Source organism: Pseudomonas sp. TMP9 (genome assembly GCF_037943105.1).
In the GTDB taxonomy this organism is placed as follows: Bacteria; Pseudomonadota; Gammaproteobacteria; order Pseudomonadales; family Pseudomonadaceae; genus Aquipseudomonas.
In genome coordinates, this window is record NZ_CP149803.1 from 3,209,900 (window position 1) to 3,224,541 (window position 14,642).

The 14,642-nt window shown below is 59.9% G+C and carries 12 protein-coding genes and 1 riboswitch; of the genes, 1 reads left to right on the plus strand and 11 read right to left on the minus strand.

Going from position 1 to position 14,642, the window contains the following annotated elements:
* Positions 1-16 precede the first annotated feature (16 nt).
* Positions 17-1,231: a phosphoserine phosphatase SerB gene (serB, locus tag WF513_RS15185; protein WP_339080235.1), complete on the minus strand. Its 1,215-nt coding sequence runs from the start codon at positions 1,229-1,231 to the stop codon at positions 17-19.
* Between the two features lie 173 nt (positions 1,232-1,404).
* On the opposite strand from serB, the gene WF513_RS15190 reads away from it, so the two are divergent.
* Positions 1,405-2,937, plus strand: a complete 1,533-nt coding sequence (locus WF513_RS15190; RefSeq protein WP_339080236.1) for an AhpA/YtjB family protein — start codon at positions 1,405-1,407, stop codon at positions 2,935-2,937.
* Between the two features lie 109 nt (positions 2,938-3,046).
* On the opposite strand, the gene WF513_RS15195 is transcribed toward WF513_RS15190, so the two are convergent.
* From WF513_RS15195 to thiC, 10 genes are all read right to left on the minus strand, one after another.
* The gene (locus WF513_RS15195) at positions 3,047-3,745 is read right to left on the minus strand and encodes an ABC-type transport auxiliary lipoprotein family protein (RefSeq protein WP_339080237.1); all 699 of its coding nucleotides are present in this window, start codon (positions 3,743-3,745) and stop codon (positions 3,047-3,049) included.
* Between the two features lie 143 nt (positions 3,746-3,888).
* Entirely contained in the window at positions 3,889-6,147 is a 2,259-nt protein-coding gene (gene parC, locus WF513_RS15200) for a DNA topoisomerase IV subunit A (RefSeq protein ID WP_339080238.1), read from the minus strand.
* A 7-nt stretch (positions 6,148-6,154) separates the two neighbouring features.
* A complete protein-coding gene (locus WF513_RS15205; RefSeq protein WP_339080240.1) occupies positions 6,155-6,724 on the minus strand; it encodes a TIGR02281 family clan AA aspartic protease in 570 nt (189 codons plus the stop codon).
* Positions 6,721-7,707 (minus strand): esterase-like activity of phytase family protein, encoded by a 987-nt coding sequence (locus tag WF513_RS15210; protein WP_339083611.1) that lies wholly within the window; start codon positions 7,705-7,707, stop codon positions 6,721-6,723. Before WF513_RS15210 ends, WF513_RS15205 begins: the two co-directional genes overlap by 4 nt.
* Entirely contained in the window at positions 7,704-9,608 is a 1,905-nt protein-coding gene (gene parE, locus WF513_RS15215; RefSeq protein WP_339080241.1) for a DNA topoisomerase IV subunit B, read from the minus strand. Before parE ends, WF513_RS15210 begins: the two co-directional genes overlap by 4 nt.
* A gap of 15 nt (positions 9,609-9,623) precedes the next feature.
* Positions 9,624-10,250: a YqiA/YcfP family alpha/beta fold hydrolase gene (locus tag WF513_RS15220; protein WP_339080243.1), complete on the minus strand. Its 627-nt coding sequence runs from the start codon at positions 10,248-10,250 to the stop codon at positions 9,624-9,626.
* Between the two features lie 65 nt (positions 10,251-10,315).
* Positions 10,316-11,137: a 3',5'-cyclic-AMP phosphodiesterase gene (gene cpdA, locus WF513_RS15225; protein WP_339080244.1), complete on the minus strand. Its 822-nt coding sequence runs from the start codon at positions 11,135-11,137 to the stop codon at positions 10,316-10,318.
* A gap of 171 nt (positions 11,138-11,308) precedes the next feature.
* Positions 11,309-11,773, minus strand: a complete 465-nt coding sequence (locus WF513_RS15230; protein WP_339080245.1) for a DUF1249 domain-containing protein — start codon at positions 11,771-11,773, stop codon at positions 11,309-11,311.
* Positions 11,764-12,363, minus strand: a complete 600-nt coding sequence (locus WF513_RS15235; RefSeq protein ID WP_339080247.1) for an NUDIX domain-containing protein — start codon at positions 12,361-12,363, stop codon at positions 11,764-11,766. Before WF513_RS15235 ends, WF513_RS15230 begins: the two co-directional genes overlap by 10 nt.
* 150 nt (positions 12,364-12,513) lie before the next feature.
* The gene (gene thiC, locus WF513_RS15240; RefSeq protein WP_339080248.1) at positions 12,514-14,406 is read right to left on the minus strand and encodes a phosphomethylpyrimidine synthase ThiC; all 1,893 of its coding nucleotides are present in this window, start codon (positions 14,404-14,406) and stop codon (positions 12,514-12,516) included.
* Between the two features lie 95 nt (positions 14,407-14,501).
* Positions 14,502-14,608: riboswitch (TPP riboswitch) on the minus strand.
* Between the last annotated feature and the right edge of the window lie 34 nt (positions 14,609-14,642).

The window sequence follows — 14,642 nt, forward strand, 5'->3', positions numbered from 1 at the left end:
TTTCTTGGCCTGGGGTTTACTCCAACCCGTCGCGATCACGGAAGCCGAGTAAATACAGGATGCCATCCAGCCCGAGGGTCGAAATCGCCTGTTTGGCCGACTGCTTAACCAGCGGTTTAGCGCGGAAGGCCACGCCCAAGCCGGCAATCGCCAGCATCGGCAAGTCATTGGCGCCATCGCCCACGGCAATTGTTTGCTCCAATCGCAGCCCTTCCTTGGCGGCCAGTTCGCGCAGCAGATCAGCTTTGCGTTGCGCATCGACAATCGGCTCGACCGCAACGCCGGTGACCAGGCCATCGACAATCTGCAGCTCGTTGGCGAACACATAGTCGATGCCTAACTTAGCCTGCAACTGCTTAGCAAAGTAGGTAAAGCCACCGGACAGGATCGCAGTTTTATAGCCCAGACGATGCAGTTCACTAAACAGCGTTTCAGCGCCTTCAGTCAGGCGCAGCGAAGCGCCGATATCGGCCAGCACTGTTTCCGGTAAGCCTTTAAGCAATGCCAAGCGCTCACGGAAACTGGCGGCAAAATCCAGTTCGCCGCGCATGGCACGCTCGGTAATTTGCGCGACCTTTTTACCCACGCCAGCCGCTTTAGCCAGCTCATCGATCACCTCGGCCTCGATCAGCGTCGAGTCCATGTCGAACACCGCTAAGCGGCGGTTACGCCGATAAAGCGAGTCGCGCTGGAAGGCAATGTCGACATTTAGCTCCTGCGCTACATTGAGAAACTCAGCACGCAGGGCTGCTGGATCAGCAGGCTCCCCACGCACCGAAAATTCGATGCAGCCCTTGCCTTGTTCAGCCGGCATATCCAGCGGCATACGCCCGGAAAGACGATCAATATGGTCGATATTCAGCGCATAACGCGCGGTAATCGCACTGACACGCTGCAATTGCTCAGCCGTGACCTTACGCGTGAGCAAGGTCACGATATGCCGAGCTTTGCCCTGACCGCTGACCCACTGTTGGTAATCCGCCTCGGAGACGGGCGTGAAACGTACCTGCTGATCGAGCTTGTAGGCGGTAAAAAGGATGTCTTTAAGCACCGATGAGGCGCGTTCGGTGTCAGGAATTTCGACCAGAATGCCGAACGACAGGGTGTCGTGGATCACCGCCTGGCCAATGTCGAGGATGCTCACCCCGCCTTGGGCCAAGACGCCGGTGATGGCAGCGGTCAAACCGGGACGGTCTTCGCCGGTGATATTGATCAGGACGATTTCGCGCAAAACTCGTTCTCCGGTGCAGCGTCAGGGACGGCGGCCCGCTAAACAGATCACAGGCCGTGCATAGGCGCACATTCTACTCATTTTCAGCGGCAAACAGCCACGCACGGCGCTTTGCCCACTGCGGAGCCGCCGTTATACTGCGCGCCACCTACAGTCAACATGAGCGGAGCTCTGTGAACCGGCCCGCCCCCGTAAAGCCCGATAATTTCTTCTTGTTGCTGTTCCAGGCGCTGCGGCAAAAACGCATCCCGCTGGCGCTGCGCATCGTCAGCCATAGCCTGCTGCTGGTCGCCCTGGCGCTGGTGATTTACGGCTGGGTGATTGGTATGCAATTCAAGCATGCCATGCAGCAGCAGGCCGAAGCCTTGGGCACCAGCCTGATCACCCAAACCGCGACCTCGGCAACCGAGCTGCTGGTGTCTAACGATATTCTCAGCCTCAACGTGCTGCTCAATAACCTGGTGAAAAACCCACTGGTGGCCCATGCGGCCATCTACAGCGTGGACAACCGCATCCTCGCCGAGGCCGGCTCACGTCCAAGCCAGAGCATGCTCGGTGAAACCGAAGGGCTGTATTCCACACCGATCACCTTCCAAGAAGTGATCGCCGGGCAGCTGCGCATCAGCCTGGACATGCAGCAATTCCAGCAGCCAATGACCATCAGCCTGCAAAGCATGGGTATTCTCAGCTTGATTTTGTTGGCCCTGACCCTGTCGCTGAGCATGCGCTTGGGCCGGCATATCTCCACCCCGCTGCTGCAACTACGCGTGTGGCTGCGCGACCCGGATGATCCCGCCCCAGGTGCCGGCCGCCAAGATGAAATTGGCGATCTAGCGCGCCAGTTGCAAGCCAGGTTGGTGCCAGAGTCGCCGGCGCAGCCGCAACAATCGGCTTTCTACGACGACGAAGCGGACACGCAAGGCGCGCACGCTTACCTCGATGAGTCGTTCGATAATGAACCGAACTTCAACGTGAGTGATTGGCACGATGAACAGGACGATGAGCCAGACGACTCAATCGAACCGAGGCAGAACGGTACTGCGCGCTATGACGACCGCGACGTAGATGATCCCTTTTCCGAACTACGGGACAGCGCTGAACCGGCTGCAGTTTCCATAGCACCGCAACAGCCACAACCCAGTGCCGTACTGGCCATTCAATTGGGCGCCCAAGAGCAGTTGCGTCGCCTGCCGCGTAGCCGCTTGATGGAGTTACTGCAACGCTACCGCGACTGCCTGGACCGGGCCGCCAGCTTGTATGAGGGCGAGCTGCATACCCTCAGTGATGGCAGCAGCTTGATGCTGTTCCACCAGCTTGATTGTGGCGAGGACTACCTGACCCACGCGATTTGCTGCGGTGAACTGATGCGCGCCCTCGGCCATGCCCTGCAAATTGAAGTGGCAGACAGCGGCATTACCTTACAGCTGCAACTGGGCCTGACCCAGGGCGAAAACCTCAGCGATCTCAGCCAAGGCGACCTGCTGCTGAGTGAGACAGCGCAAAATGCCTTAGCGCTCTCCCAGCACAGCCGCAACCTGCTGCTGGTCGAACGCAGCATTGCCGACGATGCCTTGGTCAGCCAACGCGCACGTATTCGTGCAATTGCCAGCCCGCAGGGGGCCTGCTGCGTAGAGCGCCTACTGGAACCATACCCATCGCTGCTGGAGCGGCAGATGGCGCACATGCTCGAAAGCAACCAGACCTGAACAACAGCGTTTAACTGACTGGATGCAATCAGCTACCTCTTGCATACAGGCAGGGGGCACGCACCTCTTGCAACCGCAGATAAATCCAGTCGCCGCGCTGGGCGTGTCGCTAAAAGCGGAAGACCTCGCCTTCGCTGCGCAGCGGCTCCACCACCGGAATGCGCGGCGCAGAGGGAGGTGCTGGTTTTGCCGGCGCAGGTTTACGCACCGGTGCTGGCGGCTCAGGCGTGGCCTGTGTTTCGACAGCCACAGCTAACTGCTCGACCAGTTGTTGTACCAGCACACTCTGCGCCCGTACCTGGTCAACAATGCTGCCGCTATGAGCCGCCTCAAGACGGATCAAGCGCCCATCAAGTAACGTGCCGTCGACACCCGCCAGACGCCACTGTGCCTCAAGCACAGCCGGGCGCTGCGGGCCTGAATCCAAACGGGTAATCGACACACCTATGCGCACCTGCGGCACAAAGCCGGCGGTGGCCGGCGCTAACACCAGGCGCTGACTGTCTAAGCGCGCCGCTAACTGACGCAGCAACTGCTGATCAATATCAGCCGCCAGGCTGCCGGCCCAGCGCGCGTCGGCGGCGGCAGTCAGGCTGCCATCGGCTTGGCGCTGCAACAGCGCCTCACGTTGCAGGTAATCAGCAATCGCTACCGGCCCAAGCAGCACGGCAATGCCTTGCTCAGCTTGAGGCACACCGATATCGCCACTATCAAGCTGGTAGAACGGTGCTGGTTGGTAGCGCATGCAACCCGTCAGGCCAAATAGGCCTGCCAGCAGCAAGATCGCAGGGAACCGCAGTGGGGTCATCTTAATCATCCAACCGGCAAGCCCAGCGGCGTGCCTTAATAAATAGGGTGCGAGCGGATCGTTTAGCCGACCCGCCTTGGCAGTCGCGTATCATCCTTGAAAGCCGCACGCGACTCCAGCGCCGCCAGGGTTAGCGCTCGCGCTTAACCCTGAACCTCGACTAATAGGCTGTCGACGCGCTGGAAGCCACGCGGCAGCTTATTACCACGTCGTCCGCGCTCGCCCTTGTAGTGCTCCAGGTCATCCGCTTTGAGCGACAGGGTGCGCTTACCCGCTTGCAACACCAAGGTCGCGCCGACGGGTAATACCGCGAGGTCAGTGAGGTATTCCTCACGCAGGGCGACGCGCTCAGCCGGAATGCCGATGATCTTATTACCTTTGCCTTTGCCCAGTTGCGGTAGGTCAGCGACCTTAAATAGCAGCAGACGGCCCTCGGTGGTCACGGCCGCCAGCCAATCCTCTTCACGGTTAGCCAGCGGTTTTGGCGGCACCACCCGCGCACCAGCCGGCAAGCTGAGCAGCGCCTTGCCGGCCTTGTTCTTGGCTTGCAAGTCTTCGCCTTTGACCACAAAGCCGTAGCCGGCATCGGAGGCAATCACATACAGCGCACTGTCATCCGGCAACAGCACACACTCGAAGGTTGCGCCGGGCGGCGGGGTCAAACGCCCGGTCAGTGGCTCGCCCTGGCCGCGGGCCGAGGGCAGGGTATGCGCCGCTAACGAGTAGCTGCGCCCGGTTGAGTCAATAAACACCGCAAACTGATTGGAGCGCCCTGGCGCGGATGTCTTAAAGCCATCACCGGCTTTGTATGACAAGCCTGTGGCGTCGATATCATGACCCTTGCCGCAGCGCACCCAGCCTTTTTCCGAGATCACCACGGTGACTGGCTCGGTGGGCATCAACTCGTTTTCGCTCAAGGCCTTAGCCTCGACGCGGGCCACGATGGGCGAACGACGATCGTCGCCGTACTTTTCGGCGTCATCGACCAGCTCTTTGCGGACCAGTTTCTTCAGCTTGGTTTCGCTGCCGAGCAGGGCCTGCAGTTTGTCGCGCTCCTTGGCCAGCTCGTCTTGCTCACCGCGGATTTTCATTTCTTCAAGACGTGCGAGCTGGCGCAGGCGCGTGTCGAGAATGTAATCGGCTTGTATATCATCAAGGCCGAAACGCGCCATCAGCACGGGCTTGGGCTGATCCTCGGTGCGGATGATGTGGATCACTTCATCCAAATTAAGGAACGCGACGAGCAAGCCTTCCAACAGGTGCAGACGCCGCTCGACTTTATCCAGACGGAACTGCAGGCGGCGACGCACCGTATTGACCCGGTACACCAGCCACTCGGTGAGCAGCGTACGCAGATTTTTCACCGACGGTTTGCCGTCCAGGCCAATCACGTTAGTGTTAACCCGGTAGCTAGACTCAAGCTCAGTGGTAGCAAACAGGTGCTGCATCAGCTCATCCGCATCCACGCGGTTAGAGCGCGGAATAATGACGATGCGGCACGGGTGCTCGTGGTCCGATTCGTCGCGCAGATCAGCGACCATCGGCAACTTTTTGGCCTGCATCTGCGCAGCGATCTGCTCCAGCACCTTGGCCCCAGACACCTGATGCGGCAGCGCAGTGACCACCACATCGCCATCTTCGACGCGGTACACGGCGCGCATACGCACCGAGCCTTTGCCGGTCTCATAGATTTTCAGCAGGTCCGCGCGCGGGGTAATGATCTCTGCCTCGGTCGGATAATCCGGTCCGAGAATATGCTCACACAACTGCTCAACCGTGGCATTCGGCTCATCCAGCAGGCGAATGCAGGCCGTCGCCACTTCGCGCAAGTTATGCGGCGGCACGTCGGTGGCCATGCCCACGGCGATGCCGGTGGTGCCGTTAAGCAGCAAATTCGGCAGCCGCGCTGGCAGAGTCGCGGGCTCATTCATCGTGCCGTCGAAGTTCAGCACCCAATCCACGGTGCCCTGGCCCAGCTCGGTGAGCAGCACTTCGGCGTACCGCGACAAGCGCGCCTCGGTGTAGCGCATGGCGGCGAAGGACTTGGGGTCATCCGGCGCACCCCAGTTGCCCTGGCCATCAACCAAGGTGTAGCGGTAGCTGAACGGCTGAGCCATCAACACCATGGCTTCATAGCAGGCGCTGTCGCCGTGCGGGTGGAACTTACCGAGCACGTCGCCGACGGTACGCGCCGATTTTTTGTGCTTGGAATCCGCGTCCAGCCCCAGCTCGCTCATGGCATAGATGATGCGCCGCTGCACGGGCTTAAGCCCGTCGCCGATATGCGGCAGCGCGCGGTCCATGATCACGTACATGGAATAATTGAGGTAAGCCTGCTCGGTAAAGTCGGCAAGGGAACGGCGTTCAACACCGTCCAGGCTCAAATCGAGGGAGTCGCTCATGCGTGCCTCATTGCGAAGTGGATTGCAGCACAGTGGATGGCTGCGAAATAGGTTGCTGCGAAGTGGTTTGGCGCAGCATCAAGGTGCCGTCGCGCTGGGTAAATTCGAGTTGTTTCAGGGCGCTCATGCCGAGCAATACGTCATCGCCGCCCATGCCCGAGGCAATCAGAGCGTCGACGTCAGTGAGGACGATATCGCCCAACTGCAAACGCTGCAGGCGGGTGCGGTGCGCCGTGGCGCGACCGTTAGCCGTGCTGATGGTGATGGCCGCACCCGCTTGCAACCCCAGCCGCTGCGCCACGCTGGTCGGCACCGCCACTTGGGTCGCGCCGGTGTCGAGGAGAAAGGTCACCGCCTCGCCATTGATCGTGCCATCCGCCATGTAATGGCCCTGACGGCTGCTGGCCAGGTGTACATCAACGTAGCCGCTGCTGTGCAGTGATTCAGGCGCCTGGTTAGGGTTGCGCTGAGCCTCTTCCCAGTCGCCAAAAAACTTAGTCGCCAGCAGTAAAGCCGCGCCCCACGTCAGCACCAGCATCATCCGGCCCGCCCGTTTACCGACCGGTTGCGCGCTCATAACGTTGCACCCCAACCGCCTTTGGGCGCGGCAAAACGCCAAATAATCGGGCGCGACTCACCGTCTGCGCGGCTGAAGCGACCATTATCGACACCGATCCATGCACCGTCTTGATCCACCCACAGCGCCTCAGCCAAGCCATACGCAGGCGGGTAACGCCGCTCTGGGGTTAGCGCCGCAGCGGCGAACGACCAGCAACGCTCGACCTGAGCATTACTCAGGCTGCGCCGACAAATCCGGTGTGCTTGCCGCTCAAGAGTGAAGAGTTTTTCATTAAAAAAAGCCAACCCGGAAAAATCCCGAGGCTGCTCTTTGGTCCCCATCTGCTCGGGACCCGACTCGTTGCCCGCCTCGCTGAACAGCACGCAGCCGCCGGTGCAGCGCCATGTAGCCCGCGACTTGTGGACCACCAACAGGCCACGGCGCATGCGCTCGGCCGCGAGGTACAGGCGCTCGCCCGCAGGATCAACCGCGATGCCTTCAAACAGCGAGTTGTAATGCAGCAACATACCGCTGGCACGCGCTTGGCGCACCACGCCTTGAGGCAGGGCCAGCCATTTAGGCTCGCCGATCACCGGCACCTGCAGCACTGCCGCACGGGCCTCACTGACTAAATAACGATTACCGGCGGCGTCGCAGCTTAGGCCCTCGAAGTCCAGCTCACCGCCGCGCACCAAGCCCGCGGCCCAACTGCGCATGCGCAAGCCCCACGGTAAACGGGTGTCCGGCGCGGGCGGTGCGAGAAAGGCCTCGGCCGTGGCGTGCCACTGCGATTGATCCGACTGCAGGCGATACAACTGCTGATCATCGCGATCAGAAACCGCCCACAACGCACCGTCGCACCACGCCAGCCCCGACAGGTTGCCGCCACTGACGCCGTTAACCGGTTGCTCGTTCAGCAGCTTTAGCTCTTGCAGTGCCGCTGCACTGGCCACTAACGGCCAGCAGAGCAGCAGCCAGATGGCTAACAGTCTCGGCATCAGAGCATTGCCTCAGCCAAGTTACCCTTGGACTCCAGCCAGGATTTACGGTCACCGGCGCGTTTTTTCGCCAGCAGCATGTCCATCATTTCCTGAGTCCCTGGGTAATCTTCCAAGGTCAGCTGCACCAGACGCCGGGTATTCGGGTCCATGGTGGTTTCACGCAGCTGCGGCGGGTTCATTTCACCCAAGCCTTTAAAGCGGGTGACCTGCGGCTTGCCGCGGCGCTTTTCAGCCACTAAACGGTCGAGAATGCCGTCGCGTTCGGCGTTGTCGAGCGCATAAAAAATCTCTTTACCCAAGTCGATGCGGTACAGCGGCGGCATGGCCACGTAGACGTGACCGGCATCCACGAGGGGCCGAAAGTGGCGAACGAACAGGGCGCAGATCAAGGTGGCGATGTGCAAGCCGTCGGAGTCCGCATCGGCGAGGATGCAAATCTTGCCGTAACGCAGCTCGCCCAGATCTGCCGAACCTGGATCGACACCGATGGCCACGGCGATGTTATGCACTTCCTGGCTGGCCAGCACTTCGCTGCCATCGACTTCCCACGTGTTCAGAATTTTCCCGCGCAGCGGCAAGATCGCCTGGAATTCTTTATCGCGGGCTTGCTTAGCCGAGCCGCCAGCAGAATCACCTTCCACCAGAAACAGCTCCGAGCGCATCGGATCTTGCCCGGCGCAATCAGCCAGCTTGCCGGGCAGCGCCGGGCCTTGGGTGATGCGTTTGCGCTCAACCTTCTTGCTGGCTTTGAGGCGGCGGTTGGCATTACTGATGGCGAGTTCAGCCAGCTGCTGACCGAGTTCCGGGTGACCGTTAAGCCACAGGCTGAAGGCATCTTTCACGACTCCGGAGACAAACGCTGAAGCCTCACGGGACGACAAGCGCTCTTTGGTTTGCCCGGAGAACTGCGCGTCTTGCATCTTCATCGACAGTACAAAAGCGATGCGCTCCCAGATGTCTTCCGGCGCCAGCTTGACCCCGCGCGGCAGCAGGCTACGGAACTCGCAAAACTCGCGCATGGCATCCAGCAAACTCTGACGCAGCCCGTTGACATGGGTGCCGCCTTGAGCCGTGGGGATCAGGTTGACGTAACTTTCCTGCACCGAATCGCCGCCTTCCGGCAGCCACAGCAACGCCCAATCCACCGCTTCTTTATTGCCGGACAAGCTGCCGCAGAACGGCTCAGTGGGTAGCCGCTCAAATTCACTGACCGCATCCACTAAATAAGAACGCAGACCGTCTTCGTACATCCATTCAACTTTCTCGCCACTGGCCTTATCTTCGAAGCTGACAGCGAGGCCGGGGCAGAGCACGGCTTTAGCTTTGAGTACGTGCTTGAGGCGGCTGACCGAGAACTTGAATGCGTCGAAATAGTTGGCATCCGGCCAAAAATGTACGCTGGTACCGGTATTACGCTTGCCCACCGTACCGATTACCGCCAGATCGCTGGCCTTGTAACCATCGGCAAAACTCATCTGGTACTCATTGCCGTCGCGCTTGACCGTGACGATCACGCTGGTCGATAAGGCGTTAACCACCGAGATCCCCACGCCGTGCAGGCCGCCGGAGAACTGATAGTTCTTGTTACTGAATTTACCGCCAGCGTGCAGCTTGGTGAGGATCAACTCGACCCCGGACACGCCCTCTTCCGGGTGAATGTCCACTGGCATGCCGCGACCGTCGTCGAGCACTTCCAGGGAGTTGTCCTCATGCAGGATCACCTGAATCGATTTAGCGTGCCCGGCCAGCGCTTCGTCGACGCTGTTGTCGATGACTTCCTGGGCTAAGTGGTTGGGCCGGCTGGTATCGGTGTACATGCCCGGGCGTTTGCGCACCGGATCGAGGCCAGAAAGGACTTCGATGGCATCGGCGTTGTAGGAGCTAGAACCTTGCTGGGCCATGGGGTCTCTTGTGGGTCAATTGACAGAGGGAAAGTCGATATCCTGCCACAGATGGCGAGGAATACCGGCGAAAGCGAACAGCATCGGCAGGCGCGCGGCAAAACCTTGAAAACCATGATCACCGCCGGCTTGAATACGCAGCGCGCAGGCTCGGTAATAGGCTTGGGCGTCACGGTAATCAAGGGTTTCATCACCGGTTTGCAACCATACCTGATAGCGCGCAGGGTCATGCAGCACTGCCACGTCCAACTCGGCCAGCGCCGCCACATGGTCGGCGGTTAGCTCCCAAGTCTCATCGTTGTAATGGTTCTTTTGCGGGCCCAGATAGCCATCAAAGCGCAGGTGTGGGCGAACGGCGGGGTTGATCAATACGGCCGGCAAGCCATGGCGTTCGGCAAGAAAGGTCGCATAGTAGCCGCCCAACGAGCTGCCAACCAGCACGAGGCGACCCCGCTCAGGGCGATTCAGCTCGGCAATCAGCGTCTCAAGTTGGGCAATCGCCACGCGCGGATGGTGATGAAGTGCGGGTACCCGCAGTTGCCCGGCCAAGCCCAGCTGCGCCATGGCGCTTTGCAACTGGCTGGCTTTGAGCGAGGCAGGGGAGCTGTTAAGCCCGTGAAGATAAAGAATAGATGCGGTCATGGACGCGAGGCTAACCGGTTGCGGCGACCGGCTGCAACCGCTTAGCCGGTCGTGCGGGCAGCGGCTTAATAGCCTTTGATGGTGTAATCGATTTCGAATGTGATGCCGGTCACCCGCGACACACCCGTTTCCAGCCGGCCATCGGCAAACAAACGCAGCCACCGGTAACCCGGCGCGCTTTTATCGACCTGAAACTCCTCACTGCCCGGCGCAAACTGCACGCAGGTCGAGGGCGACGCCAACAGGCGAATCGGCCCGCGCTGCTGGTCGATCTCTTGGTGAATATGCCCCCACAATACGGCCCGCACCTGGCTAAAGCGCTCCAGCACGGCAAACAACGCATCGCCGTTACGCAGGCCGATGGGCTCCATCCACTTGCAACCGATCGAGACCGGATGGTGATGCAGGCACACCAAGTGATGGCGATCCGGCGCCTCGCTGAGCGAACGCTCAAGCAGCGTCAGTTGTTCATCACTGAGATAACCCGGCACAGCACCCGGGATAGAGGAGTCGAGCAGGGTTAACCGCCAGCTGCCCAGGTCAATCACCGGATCAAGCAGATCAGTACCGGCGCACGCCGCCTGCATGGCTGGCACTTCGTCATGATTGCCGGGAAACCAGCGTGCCGGTGCAGGGATCACGCTGGTTAAGTCACGAAAGTGCTGATAAGACTCGGCGCTGCCGTCTTGCGAGAGGTCGCCACTGGCCAGCATCAGGTCAATCTGCGGCTGCTCTTGCAAGGCGCGCTCAATCACTCGCTGCAAGCTGTCTTGAGTATCCATGCCAAGGAGCCGGCCTGCCGCATCGGCAAACAGGTGGCTGTCGGATAACTGCACCAGCAGCACCGAGCCATCAACAGCAGTGGTTTGAGTCAACGCGCCCGGCAAGAGCTTCTCCTTAAGCGGAATGCCCCAATTATGCTGGCTAGCCCTGCGTGCGGTAAACCCGATAAAGGGCAGTGGGTCACAGAACGCCCGCTGTAAATCCACTGTCAGCCGCGAAGCAATGTGCTTGCGAAAAACACACCGACGCCACGTTATCGATAAAAAGCGGTAAACCTAACGGACGGGAGCCAGCTCGTGGCCGTGGGCCAAGCAATGGCTCAACCATTCACTGAGAAACAAATTGAGCTGGGTTTTTTCATCGGGTTGATGCATCGCTGCATTCGGGTACGGGTAGCGGCCATAGAAGCGCCGCGCACTTTGCGCCCCGATAACTTCCGCCATGCGCGCATCGTGATACACGCGCACCTCCATCTGCGGCACCGGCAACCAAGGCAGGCTGTGCTCTTGGCGCACCGAAAGTGTAGAGGTGTAGGGGCAGGTTTCCAGCACATCCAGCGCCAGCACGCCGAGCGGATGCTCACCCAAACTCAGCGCCACTCGGCGCGCTGGCTGGTGCGCCTGCGGGCCCTCGCGCATCGCCGGCAACAGCTGCATCAGGCGCGCATAGTTGGCTTCGCAAGCGGCTTGCAGCTCGACCAAGTCAACCCGGTAGCGCTCGCGCACCAGGCTCATGACCACAGCCCGCGCACTTCAATGCGGTTCAGCGCCAGCCACTGCAAGGCAATGATGCTCGCGGCATTGTCGATGCGGCCATCTTTGATCGCAGCCAAGGCATCTTCCAGCGGCCAAACATGCACGCGAATGTCCTCGCCCTCCTCCGCCAAACCATACACGCCACCCGCACCATTGCTGTCACAACGCCCCACATAAAGGTGCACGCGCTCGTCCGAACCGCCCGGCGAAGGGTAGTACTGAGTGATCGGCCACAGCGACGTCAGCGCCAGATTGGCTTCTTCCAGCGCCTCGCGGCGGGCCACCTCTTCTGGTTGCTCATCTTTATCGATCAAACCCGCCACTAACTCCAGCAGCCAAGGGTTAGCGCTTTTATCCAACGCACCGATACGGAACTGCTCGATCAACACCACGCAGTCGCGCTGCGGATCATAGGGCAGCACGCACACCGCGTCGTGGCGCACGAACAATTCGCGGCTCAGCGCAGGTCCCATGCCGCCGGCAAACTGGCGATGACGCAAACGCAGCCGATCAAGCTTGTAGAAGCCGCTAAAGCAGGTTTCACGCTCGATCACTTCGACATCTTCTCGTTGCATAACGCCCTCTTATTTAGCAGAAACGGGCCCGAAGGCCCGTACTGGTTACCGCCATACTGCTATGCAATAACACATAACAGAAGCCCTAGAGCGCGGTTACGAGCTGGCACGCTAGAACCTTACAAGGCTGCGGCGCAGCAGATCGCGCCCTCACACCTTGTGGTAAAGCTGCGCCCCTTGCGCCTTAAACTCCTCTGCTTTGGCCTGCATACCCTGCTCGACATCCAGATCAAGCGCGGCGATGCGCTGCTCTTCAGCATAGACGCGAACTTCTTGAGTGATCTTCATCGAGCAGAACTTCGGCCCGCACATAGAACAGAAGTGTGCCACTTTGGCCGAGTCTTTGGGCAGCGTTTCGTCGTGGTAACTGCGCGCTGTGTCCGGGTCGAGGCCAAGGTTGAACTGGTCCTCCCAACGGAACTCAAAACGCGCCTTGCTCAAGGCATTATCACGAATCTGCGCGCCCGGATGACCCTTGGCCAAGTCAGCCGCATGGGCAGCGATTTTGTAGGTAATGATGCCGGTCTTCACGTCATCCTTATTCGGCAGGCCTAGGTGCTCCTTAGGCGTTACGTAACAGAGCATGGCGCAACCGAACCAGCCGATCATCGCCGCACCGATGCCACTGGTGATGTGGTCGTAGCCCGGGGCGATGTCGGTGGTCAGCGGGCCGAGGGTATAGAACGGCGCCTCGTCGCAGCATTCCAACTGCTTTTCCATATTCTCTTTGATTAGCTGCATCGGCACGTGACCGGGGCCTTCGATCATGCATTGAACGTCGTGCTTCCAGGCGATTTTGGTCAGCTCACCAAGGGTTTCCAGCTCACCAAACTGCGCTTCGTCGTTGGCGTCGGCAATCGAACCCGGACGCAGGCCATCGCCCAGCGAGAAGCTGACGTCATAGGCCTTCATGATTTCGCAGATGTCTTCGAAATGGGTGTAGAGGAAGTTCTCTTTGTGGTGCGCAAGGCACCACTTGGCCATGATCGAACCGCCGCGCGAAACGATACCGGTGACCCGTTTGGCAGTCATCGGTACATAACGCAGAAGCACGCCGGCGTGGATGGTGAAGTAGTCCACGCCCTGCTCGGCCTGTTCGATCAGGGTGTCGCGGAACAACTCCCAGGTCAGTTCTTCGGCGGCGCCGCCGACTTTTTCCAACGCCTGATAAATCGGCACAGTCCCGATGGGTACGGGTGAGTTACGAATAATCCACTCGCGGGTTTCATGGATATGTTTGCCGGTGGACAGGTCCATCACCGTGTCTGAACCCCAGCGAATGCCCCAGGTCAGCTTAGCCACCTCTTCTTCAATAGAGGAACCCAGCGCCGAGTTGCCGATGTTGCCGTTGATCTTCACCAGGAAGTTACGGCCGATGATCATCGGCTCCAACTCGGTGTGGTTGATGTTGGCCGGGATGATGGCGCGGCCGCGGGCGATTTCGTCACGCACAAATTCGGCGGTAATCACTTTCGGCACACTGGCGCCGAAGCTGTGACCGGCGTGCTGCTGCTCGAGCAGGCCGGCGGCGCGGGCCACTTCCAGCTTCATGTTCTCGCGGATGGCGACGTATTCCATCTCGGCGGTGATGATGCCTTGTCGCGCGTAGTGCATCTGGCTGACGTTAGCCCCGGCCTTGGCCCGGCGCGGGTTATTGACGTGGGCGAAACGCAGCTTGGTCAGTTCGGCGTCGGCCAGGCGTTGCTGACCAAAATTGGAACTCAGGCCACTCAGGCGCTCAGTATCGCCACGCGACTCGATCCATGGCGAACGCACATCCGCCAGACCTTTGCGCACATCAATGATGACGTTCGGGTCGGTGTAAGGGCCGGACGTGTCGTAGACCACAACGGGCGCGTTGACCTCACCCCCTAAATCGGTGGGCGTCACGTCCAAGCTAATTTCACGCATCGGCACTTGAATGTCTGGGCGCGAACCCTGCACATAGACTTTTTGCGAGCGGGTAAAGGGTTGGATCGACTGCTGGTCGACTTGAGCAGACTCACTCAGGGTCGGATTGGGGGTTTTTTCTTGTGTGCTCATCGGCGGCTCTCCAGGGCTAGATGTCGGAGCGAACCTGGAGCGGAATTAGCAGCATTGGGCGCACCTGGAGCGGTGCCAGAGGCTCGCCAGGGGAAAGGCGAGCACATCTTGTTCCCTACGCAGGCGTTAACCTGATCAGGTTCAACGGGATCCGGCAATAGCCAATCTCAGCCCCTCAATTAGGGCACCCCGACAAGAACGGAGACAGTCTAATCAACCCCGCAGCATAAAACCAA